Origin of the sequence: Cupriavidus sp. WS (assembly GCF_000395345.1) — a bacterium.
GTDB lineage: Bacteria > Pseudomonadota > Gammaproteobacteria > Burkholderiales > Burkholderiaceae > Cupriavidus > Cupriavidus basilensis_B.
The window spans coordinates 1-9,624 of record NZ_AQPL01000397.1 but is presented as its reverse complement, the minus strand read 5'-3'; the positions used below and the strand labels follow the sequence as shown (position 1 = coordinate 9,624).

12 protein-coding genes and 1 tRNA gene are annotated in these 9,624 nt (G+C 65.4%); 8 read left to right on the top strand and 5 right to left on the bottom strand.

Features of this window, described 5'->3' with window-relative positions:
• Positions 1 to 77: 77 nt before the first annotated feature.
• From K206_RS0128085 to lexA, 4 genes are all read right to left on the bottom strand, one after another.
• Positions 78 to 998 carry a DUF808 domain-containing protein gene (locus tag K206_RS0128085; RefSeq protein ID WP_020205699.1) on the bottom strand — a complete coding sequence of 307 codons (921 nt, stop codon included), beginning with the start codon at positions 996 to 998 and terminating at the stop codon, positions 78 to 80.
• 708 nt (positions 999 to 1,706) lie between these two features.
• A tRNA-His gene (locus tag K206_RS0128080) sits at positions 1,707 to 1,782 on the bottom strand.
• A 158-nt stretch (positions 1,783 to 1,940) separates the two neighbouring features.
• Positions 1,941 to 2,111 (bottom strand): hypothetical protein, encoded by a 171-nt coding sequence (locus K206_RS43905; protein ID WP_020205698.1) that lies wholly within the window; start codon positions 2,109 to 2,111, stop codon positions 1,941 to 1,943.
• Between the two features lie 120 nt (positions 2,112 to 2,231).
• On the bottom strand, positions 2,232 to 2,888 hold the full coding sequence (gene lexA / locus K206_RS0128070; protein WP_029044180.1) for a transcriptional repressor LexA: 657 nt from the start codon (positions 2,886 to 2,888) through the stop codon (positions 2,232 to 2,234).
• 260 nt (positions 2,889 to 3,148) lie between these two features.
• Here lexA and K206_RS0128065 point away from each other — a divergent pair, with 260 nt between their 5' ends.
• The 8 genes from K206_RS0128065 to K206_RS0128030 all read left to right on the top strand — a co-directional run bounded on the left by K206_RS0128065 (position 3,149) and on the right by K206_RS0128030 (position 9,265).
• The gene (locus K206_RS0128065) at positions 3,149 to 4,147 is read left to right on the top strand and encodes an asparaginase (RefSeq protein ID WP_029044179.1); all 999 of its coding nucleotides are present in this window, start codon (positions 3,149 to 3,151) and stop codon (positions 4,145 to 4,147) included.
• Between the two features lie 101 nt (positions 4,148 to 4,248).
• Positions 4,249 to 4,623: a 30S ribosomal protein S6 gene (gene rpsF, locus K206_RS0128060; RefSeq protein WP_020205696.1), complete on the top strand. Its 375-nt coding sequence runs from the start codon at positions 4,249 to 4,251 to the stop codon at positions 4,621 to 4,623.
• A gap of 89 nt (positions 4,624 to 4,712) precedes the next feature.
• Positions 4,713 to 5,012, top strand: a complete 300-nt coding sequence (gene priB, locus K206_RS0128055; RefSeq protein ID WP_017228959.1) for a primosomal replication protein N — start codon at positions 4,713 to 4,715, stop codon at positions 5,010 to 5,012.
• 3 nt (positions 5,013 to 5,015) lie between these two features.
• Positions 5,016 to 5,294 carry a 30S ribosomal protein S18 gene (rpsR, locus tag K206_RS0128050; protein ID WP_006163606.1) on the top strand — a complete coding sequence of 93 codons (279 nt, stop codon included), beginning with the start codon at positions 5,016 to 5,018 and terminating at the stop codon, positions 5,292 to 5,294.
• A gap of 31 nt (positions 5,295 to 5,325) precedes the next feature.
• Positions 5,326 to 5,778, top strand: a complete 453-nt coding sequence (gene rplI / locus K206_RS0128045) for a 50S ribosomal protein L9 (protein ID WP_020205695.1) — start codon at positions 5,326 to 5,328, stop codon at positions 5,776 to 5,778.
• Between the two features lie 220 nt (positions 5,779 to 5,998).
• Positions 5,999 to 7,390 carry a replicative DNA helicase gene (locus K206_RS0128040; RefSeq protein WP_020205694.1) on the top strand — a complete coding sequence of 464 codons (1,392 nt, stop codon included), beginning with the start codon at positions 5,999 to 6,001 and terminating at the stop codon, positions 7,388 to 7,390.
• Between the two features lie 224 nt (positions 7,391 to 7,614).
• Positions 7,615 to 8,241, top strand: a complete 627-nt coding sequence (locus K206_RS0128035; protein WP_020205693.1) for a DUF47 domain-containing protein — start codon at positions 7,615 to 7,617, stop codon at positions 8,239 to 8,241.
• A 13-nt stretch (positions 8,242 to 8,254) separates the two neighbouring features.
• Entirely contained in the window at positions 8,255 to 9,265 is a 1,011-nt protein-coding gene (locus K206_RS0128030; RefSeq protein ID WP_029044178.1) for an inorganic phosphate transporter, read from the top strand.
• 102 nt (positions 9,266 to 9,367) lie between these two features.
• Here K206_RS0128030 and K206_RS0128025 read toward each other — a convergent pair.
• On the bottom strand, positions 9,368 to 9,624 hold a 257-nt coding region (locus K206_RS0128025), incomplete at its 5' end, for a C40 family peptidase (RefSeq protein ID WP_020205691.1).

Genomic DNA, 9,624 nt, shown 5'->3' with positions numbered 1-9,624 from the left:
ACTGGGGGGTTTTGCTTTTGGGGTTTTAGTTTCTGGCACTTTGCATTATCCGCGTCATACCGGCCGGGCCATCGCGTTCAGTCCAGCGATGGCCGGACAATCCGTACCGCAAGCTTGATCAGGAAGACCGCCGCCGTCACCAGCGCGCCGGCCACGATGCCGGCCACGCCATTGACGAGCAGGGGACCGAGCATGTCAAGACTGCCTTCCGCGCTCAGCAGGGCGCCGGCGCGCTCCGTCACGTGGTGCGCGCCAGGAAAACCATGTACCAGGATTCCCCCGCCGACCAGGAACATGGCAACCGTGCCGGCCACCGAAAGCGCCCGCATCAGCCAGGGCGCCATGCGCAGAATGGCCCGGCCGGCGGTGCGCGCCGCTGCCGATGGCCGTTGGTGAAGATAAAGCCCGGCATCGTCGAGCCTGACGATGCCGGCCACCAGGCCATAGACGCCCACCGTCATGACCAATGCGACGATCGACAATACGGCAACCTGCGTGCCGAACGTCGCCTCGGAAACCGTGCCGAGCGAGATGACGATGATCTCCGCCGACAAGATGAAATCCGTGCGCACCGCGCCGCGGACCTTCGTTTTTTCGAGCGTGGCCAGATCCGCTGTCGGCGGCTCGCTCCGGACGACAGTCGTCTCCGGTGCCTTCCGCTGATGCAGCAGGCTGTGTGCAATCTTCTCGAATCCCTCATGGCAGAGAAAGGCGCCACCCGCCATGAGCAGCGGCGTGATCGCCCACGGAATCGCGGCGCTGATCGCCAGCGCGGACGGTACCAGGATTGCCTTGTTGCGCAGCGATCCCTTTGCCACCGCCCACACCACCGGCAGCTCCCGGTCGGCCTTCATGCCCGTGACTTGCTGCGCGTTGAGAGCGAGATCGTCGCCGAGCACGCCGGCGGTATTCTTGGCGGCGAGCTTGCTCATGGACGCGATGTCGTCAAGGATCGAGGTGATGTCGTCGATCAGCAGCAAGAGGCTCGAGCCGGCCATATCCGGATCTCCTGGTGTGTGGTGGGTATCGGGACAAACAGCGTCGCCCCGCAATTTCCGCGCGCATGGGGAGTGCGGTGTCAGGATAATGCCTTCCCCATGTGGATGGCATGTCCGCCATGAATCGAGAGGCAGTGGCCGGGGCATCTTGCATGGCCACTCGATGGCGGTCAGGTCCCGAAGTCCGCAAGACATCGGAACCACGCATCGGCCAAAAAAGAAAACCCCGCCGGACACGAATGCCGGCGGGGACAGGAAGCCGCACCGTACCCAGCGGAGGATGACGATGCGAGATTGAAGGCTATCAGGATGCGGAGACATGGACTGTCAACAACTGTCACCGCGGCTGCGGCCGCCGTTCCGCCAAAAAAAGCCGCTGGGCCGGGGGAGCGGCGCAGCGGCATCGGGAAGTGTCGAATATGAGCACCAGGGGATGGTGCCGCGGCCAGCATAAGAAGCAACGTACCATTTGACTGTCAACAATTGCAAAATGACCGGCCCCCCATGCGCGACAAGCGGGTCGACTGGCGACGTTGGTTTGAGGAGGGGAGTCCGGGCAATGGCAAATTGGAGCATCGGTGCGATGCTTGCCAGCGGCAGAAAACAAAAACGGCGCCAGAGGCGCCGTTGGGTATATCCGCTTTTATCGAATATCTTGTATCGCGAACGGCTGGTTAATGCTCAAGCCGTCGATACCGAAGAGAATTCTGGGGTGGCTGATGGGACTCGAACCCACGACGACAGGAATCACAATCCTGGACTCTACCAACTGAGCTACAGCCACCGTCGTTGTCTTTCAGCTGAGTGCTGATCGACGAAAAACAAGATTATACAAACTTCATTGGCACATGGCTAGTACTTCGCCTCAAAAAATTTCATGAGGCTGGCGCGTGCGGCGAATGGCAACCGTCTCCACGCTGCGCCACCACGCGGCACGCGCCATTACACGGACAGCTTGGGAAGGTCTTCCAGCTCGAGCATGCGGCAGATGGCGGCCATGCTGCCGACCATCGTGCGCCGCTGCGCGCCCTGGTAGATGCGCACGCCTTTGGACTGGCGGAACGGAACGGGCTTGACGGGGCGGCGGGTGGAGAAGCGATTGGCTGGGAGCATGGCTACACCTGGTGATTTGCAACAACAGTTGTCGGCATCCGCAGCGCGGATGGCGTTGGCATATCGGGTGCAGCTCGAGGCGGGCGAACCCGCTCCAGCCGCACTTGAGGCTTGGGGCTTTTAGAACGCGCCGGTACGGATCAGGCCGACGGCGATGCCTTCCAGGGAGAATTCTTCCCGGTCCGGCTGGACGATGATGTTGCTGAAGTCGGGGTTCTCCGCGATCAGTTCGATCGTGTCGCCGCGGCGGTTGAGGCGTTTGACGGTGACGTCCTCGCCGAGCCGGGCCACGACGATCTTCCCGTTGGCGGCTTCGCTGGCGCGCTTGACCGCGAGCAGGTCGCCGTCGAGGATGCCGGCGTCGCGCATGCTCAGGCCGCGCACGCGCAGCAGGTAGTCGGGCTGGACTTCGAAGACGGAGGCATCGACCTGGTACTGGCGGTCGATGTGTTCGGCGGCCAGGATCGGGCTGCCGGCGGCGACGCGGCCGACCAGCGGCAGCGTCAGTTGCATGACGCCCGCCATCGGCAGCGAGAACTGGTCGGGCAACTCGGAGTCGCTGCGCGATACCTTGAGGCGGATGCCGCGCGACGCGCCGGGGGTGAGTTCGATCACGCCCTTGCGGGCCAGCGCGCGCAGATGCTCTTCCGCGGCATTGGGCGAGGAGAAGCCGAACTTGGCGGCAATCTCGGCACGCGTGGGCGGAAAGCCGGTGTGCTGGAGAGTGCTGCGAATCAGGTCGAAAATCTGCTGCTGCCGCGGTGTCAGGGTCGCCATAGTCGCCGTTGTTCGCTGTTGTTTTCGCTGTTATTGGAAGGCACTGTACGTTTAAACAGTATGCTGTGATTTTATACAGTATCGAGTGAAGTGCAAGCGGAATTTTTAGGACGCGGCGCATCGACGAATGGTTTGCAACACGCCTGCCTGCGGGCGCGCCTTGCGGGTGTCGGGATGCGCAGGGTTACAATCCGCGGCACGCGGTGCCCGTTCCGGGTACGCGTTTTTTTCGACTCCAGGCTTCCTACACGTCCCCCGCCATGTCCTCACTGCGTCGCGTCGTTGTGCTTGCCACCGGCGGCACCATTGCCGGTTCTTCGTCCAATCCCGCCAGCAGCGCGAAGTACCAGGCCGCCACGGTGCCGGTGTCGGCGCTGCTCGGGGCCGTGCCCGCGCTTGGCGAGGTGGCGCGCATCGAGGCGGAGCAGGTGGCGCAGGTGGACAGCAAGGACATGTCGTTCGCGCTCTGGTCCAGGCTGGTCGAGCGGATCCGCTTCTGGTCGGCGCAGCCCGACGTCGCCGGCATCGTGGTGACGCACGGCACCGATACGCTGGAGGAAACGGCGATGGTGCTGCACCTGGCCTGCGAGGCCACGCTGCCGGTGGTGCTGACCGCGGCCATGCGGCCGTCGACCTCGCTGTCCGCGGACGGCCCGCTGAATCTGCTCGACGCGGTGCGCGTGGCCAGCCATCCGGCGTCGGCGGGGAAGGGCGTGCTGCTGGTCGTCAACCAGGAGATCCACGCCGCGCGCGACGCCGTGAAGGCGCACACGGCGGCGGTGAACGCCTTCGCTTCGCCGGCGGGCGGCCCGGTCGGTTATGTGCAGGACGATTTCGTCTGCTTCACCCGCGCCCCGCTGCGGCTGCCGGCCGCGGCCATGCCGGTGCCGGCGGCGTGGCCGCAGGTGGAAATCCTGGCCAGCTACGCGCAGCCGGGCCGGGTGATGGTCGATGCGCTGGTCGCGGCCGGGGTGAACGGCCTCGTGGTGGCCGCCGCGGGCAACGGCTCGATCCACCAGTCGCTGGCGGAGGCGCTGGCCGAGGCCGCCGCGGCGGGCGTGGCGGTCGTGCGCAGCTCGCGCACCGGCGCCGGGCATGTGGCGATGCCGGCGCAGCCGCGGCCGACCGCCGGCGTCTTCGTGTCGGCCGGCGACCTGAATCCCTACAAGGCGCGCGTGCTGCTGCTGCTCGCGCTGGCGGCCAGGCCGGCGCTGGCGGCGGATCCGGCGGCGTTGCAGGCGCTCTTTGCCGATAACTGAAGCAGCTTGCCCTATGCGTGGAAAGCGCGCTATACTTTAAGGCTATCCAACCTTGCCACACCGGACATGGCGCCCGGGTGGCTTATCCAAAAGGAGCGTCAATGCGTCATTACGAAATCGTATTTATCGTCCATCCGGACCAGAGCGAACAGGTTCCGGCCATGATCGAGCGTTACAAGACGCTGGTCACCTCGCAGGAAGGCCAGATCCACCGCGTGGAAGACTGGGGCCGCCGTCAGATGGCCTACATGATCCAGAAGCTGGCCAAGGCTCACTACGTTTGCCTGAACATCGAATGCGGCAAGGAAACCCTGGCTGAACTCGAACACGCGTTCAAGTTCAACGACGCGGTGCTGCGCCACCTCATCGTTCAGACCAAGAAGGCCGAAACCGCACCGTCCCCGATGATGAAGGAAGTGCAGCGCGAAGAAGCCCGCAAGGCCGCGCAACAGACCACCGAAGGCCAGGCCGCCTAAGTGCGGGCTCTTGCGGTTGCCGCGGGCGCTGAATATCGCAGGCGCCGCGGCGGCGCGGGCGGGCACGGGTACCGGGAACGGAGGCAGCGTTGAACCAGTTGAGGCTCTGCGCAACCCTCGCCGAACGCGATGCCCTGCGCTATACCCCGGCCGGCGTCCCCGTCGTCAACTGCATCCTGCAGTACGCGGGCGAGACGGTCGAGGCGCAGACGCCCAGGCAGGTGGAATTTGCCATCGCCGCGATGGGGATCGGACAGATCGGACAACGGCTCGAGCGCACGCCGCTCGGCGCGATGCTCGACTGCGAAGGATTCCTGGCCCGCAAGCACCGCAACAGCAAGGCTCTCGTCTTTCACATCACTGGATGTAAAGCATTCGAAAAGGATTGAATCATGGCATTCGTCAAACGTGACAACAAGAACAAGAAGCGCTTCCAACAGCAGAACCCGCTGTTCAAGCGCAAGCGCTTCTGCCGCTTCACCGTGGCCGGCGTGGAACAGATCGACTACAAGGATCTGGACACCCTGAAGGATTTCATCGGCGACAACGGCAAGATCACGCCGGCCCGCCTGACCGGCACCAAGGCGCACTATCAGCGTCAGCTCGATACGGCCATCAAGCGCGCGCGTTTCCTCGCGCTGATGCCCTACACCGACCTGCACAAGAACTGATCGGCCCTAGGTCCGTCAAGGAGAAAACACGATGCAAATCATTCTGCTGGAAAAAGTCATCAACCTGGGCAACCTGGGTGACATCGTTCGCGTGAAGGACGGCTACGCCCGTAACTTCCTGATCCCGAACAAGAAGGCCCGCCGCGCGACCCAGACCGCCATCAGCGAGTTCGAAGTCAAGCGCGCCGAGCTGGAAAAGGCCGCCGCCGAGAAGCTGGCTGCCGCGCAGGGCGAGGGCGAGAAGCTCAACGGCCTGACCGTGCAGATCACCCAGAAGTCGGGTGTGGACGGCCGCCTGTTCGGCTCGGTCACCAACGCCGACATCGCCGCCGCCCTGGAAGGCCAAGGCTTCAAGATCGAGAAGGCGCAAGTGCGCCTGCCGAACGGCCCGCTGAAGATCGTTGGCGATCATCCGGTCAGCGTTTCGCTGCACACGGACGTGGTGGTCGACGTGACGGTCTCCGTCCTGGGCGAACACGTCTAAGGCCGGAACCGGCCGCCGCCGCGGGGCCCGCGAGGGATCTCCGCAGCGGCAGCGGCCGCAGGCAGAAACAAAAAGGCAGGAGCCAGGCGCTCCTGCCTTTTTGTTTTGGCCCGGGGTTCCGGCTTCGGCCCGGCCGGGGTGGTTGTCCTGCCGTCACATCGCCGCACGCGCCGCGATTTCTCCTCCGGCTCGCCTGTGCGCGCCGTTATAATCCCTCCCCATGAACGCGCCTGTCAGCGACCCCCAACTAGATAATCTCAAGGTACCTCCGCACTCCATCGAGGCCGAGCAATCGGTGCTGGGTGGCCTGCTGCTGGACAACGCCGCCTGGGACCGCATCGCCGACTTCCTTTCCGAGTCGGACTTCTACCGCTTCGACCACCGGATGATCTTCCAGAGCATCGCCCGGCTGATCTCGGCGACCAAGCCCGCGGACGTCATCACCGTCTACGAGATGCTGCAGGTGGCCGGCAAGGCGGAGGAGGTGGGCGGGCTGGCCTACCTGAACTCGCTCGCGCAGAACACGCCCAGCGCGGCCAACATCCGCCGCTACGCGGAAATCGTGCGCGAGCGTTCGGTGCTGCGCAAGCTGGTCACGGTGGCCGACGACATCGCCTCGGCGGCCTTCGCGCCCAAGGGGCGCGAGGTGCGCGAGCTGCTCGACGAAGCCGAGTCCAAGGTCTTCGCCATCGCCGAGGAAGGCTCGCGCGGGCAGAAGGGCTTCCAGGAAATCCAGCCGCTGCTCACGCAGGTGGTGGAGCGCATCGACGAGCTGTACCACCGCGACAGCAACACCGACGTGACCGGCGTGCCGACCGGCTTCATCGACCTGGACCGCATGACCAGCGGCATGCAGGCCGGCGACCTGATCATCGTGGCCGGCCGCCCGTCGATGGGCAAGACCGCGTTCTCGCTCAACATCGGCGAGCACGTGGCGGTGGAGCAGGGCCTGCCGGTGGCGGTGTTCTCGATGGAAATGGCGGGCACCCAGCTGGCCATGCGTATGCTGGGCTCGGTCGGCCGGCTGGACCAGCACCGCCTGCGTACCGGCCGCCTGCTCGACGAGGACTGGCCGCGCCTCACGCATGCCATCCAGCGCATGAACGACGCGCAGCTGTTCATCGACGAGACCCCGGCGCTCAACCCGATGGAGCTGCGCGCGCGCTCGCGCCGCCTGGCGCGCCAGTGCGGGCAGCTTGGCCTGATCATCATCGACTACCTGCAACTGATGTCGGGCTCGGGCAGCGGCGAGAACCGCGCCACCGAAATCTCGGAAATCTCCCGTTCGCTCAAGGGGCTGGCCAAGGAACTCAACTGCCCGGTGATCGCGCTGTCGCAGTTGAACCGGAGCCTGGAGCAGCGCCCCAACAAGCGCCCGGTGATGTCCGACCTGCGCGAATCGGGCGCCATCGAGCAGGATGCCGACGTGATCCTGTTCATCTACCGCGACGAGGTCTACAACCCCGACTCGCAGGACAAGGGCACCTCCGAGATCATCATCGGCAAGCAGCGTAACGGTCCCATCGGCACCGTGCGCCTGACATTCCTGGGCCAGTTCACCAAATTCGACAACTTCAGCGGCGGCCCGGCCTTCTTCGACAACGACACCTGAAGCCAGTCCTGGCGCGGCCTGGGCGGTGGCAAAACGGCCCCGCCGTGGCCGATCGCCCACGCCGGACGTGAAAGAGATTCGGCTGCGGCCCGCATACCTGTAAAATATTTCGTTTTGATGACAGCCGCCGCCAGGCGGCTGTCTGCAATGTATGCCTGGCCGATTGAGCCAGTCGCCCAGGCAATAACCCGGGGGCGCTCGCGCGCCCCGACAAGGAACAACCCATGTTCGGCCGATTCATGCCCACGGAGGGCAAGTTCTTCGAATACTTCAACCAGCATGCCGATTGCGCGGTGACCGCCGCCCGCGAGCTGGAAGTGCTGGTCAACGACCTGCCCAATGCCGAGGCGCACGCGCGCCGCGTGCAGGCCACCGAAAAGAAGGCCGACCGCATCACGCACGACACCATCGACCTGCTGCACAAGACCTTCATCACGCCGCTGGACCGCGACGAGATCCACAAGCTCATCACCACGATGGACGACATCCTCGACCTGATGGAGGACGTGGCGGAGACCATCTCGCTGTACGACGTGACCAGCCTGACCGACGAGGCCCGCAAGCTGGCCTCGATCTGCGTGCAGTGCTGCGACCAGGTCAAGATCGCGGTCGGCCTGCTCGAGGACATGAGCAACGCCAGCGCCATCCTCAAGACGGCGCAGCAGATCGACCACCTCGAGTCCGAGGCCGACCGCGTGATGCGCTCGGCGATGTCGAAGCTGTTCCGCGACGAGACCGACGTGAAACGGCTGATCAAGCTCAAGGCCATCTACGAGCAGCTCGAGACCATCACCGACAAGTGCGAGGACGTTGCCAACATCATCGAAGGCATCGTCCTGGAAAACGCCTGAGGCACGAATCGGCATGCACACAATACAAATGAGCCTGTGGGTCATCGGCCTGCTGGTGGCGCTCGCCTTGCTGTTCGACTTCATGAACGGCTTCCACGACGCCGCCAATTCGATCGCCACGGTGGTGTCGACGGGCGTGCTCAAGCCGCACCACGCGGTGGCGATGGCGGCCATGTGCAACGTGGTGGCCATCTTCATCTTCCACCTCAAGGTGGCGGCCACGGTGGGCACCGGCACCGTCGACGTCAACATCGTCGACCACCACGTGATCTTCGGCGCGCTGGTCGGCGCCATCGCCTGGAACCTGATCACCTGGTACTACGGCATTCCCTCGTCGTCCTCGCACGCGCTGATCGGCGGGCTGGTGGGCGCCGCGGTGGCCAAGGGCGGCACCGGCGCGCTGGTCGGCGGCGGGCTGGCCAAGACCGTGGCCTTCATCGTGATCTCGCCGCTGCTGGGTTTCGTGCTCGGCTCGCTGATGATGGTGATCGTGGGCTGGACCTTCTTCCGCACGCCGCCGTCGCGCGTGGACCGCTGGTTCCGCCGCCTGCAACTGGTGTCGGCCTCGCTCTACAGCCTGGGCCACGGCGGCAACGACGCGCAGAAGACCATCGGCATCATCTGGATGCTGCTGATCGCCAGCGGCCACGTGGCGCAGGGCGGCGCGGAGCCGCCGGTGTGGGTCATCGTCTGCTGCTACGTGGCGATCGGCATGGGCACCATGTTCGGCGGCTGGCGCATCGTGCGGACGATGGGCCAGAAGATCACCAAACTCAAGCCGGTCGGCGGCTTCTGCGCGGAGACCGGCGGCGCCATCACGCTGTTCATCGCCTCGGCGCTGGGCGTGCCGGTGTCCACCACCCATACCATCACCGGCGCCATCGTCGGCGTGGGCTCGGCGCAGAAGATGTCGGCGGTGCGCTGGGGCGTGGCCGGCAACATCGTGTGGGCATGGGTGCTGACCATTCCCGCGTCGGCCTTCATGGCGGCGATCGCATGGTGGATCGGTTTGCACGTGCTTTGAGCCGGCGCCCGCGGCGCCGGTGAGGCCGATGTCGGCCATGAAAAAAACCAGGCGTGAAGCCTGGTTTTTTTCATGGCGCGCGGGAAGCGCGCCGGCGCCGCGCTAGCGGTTGGCGAAGGCGGCGATCGGGTCGTCGTCCTGCGCCGGCGGCGGGGCGGCGGGGATCGCCGGCGCCGCGGGCTGCTGCGGCTGGGCCGGCGGCGGCACGGCGGCGGAGGCCACGCGCCGCGCGCCGTTGTAGCGCGACACCCAGTATGACTTGCCCATGTCCTCCAGGCGCACCGTGCCGCCGGTGGAGGGCGCGTGCACGAAGCGGTTCTGGCCCACGTAGATGCCCACGTGCGAGTTGGCGCGGCCGG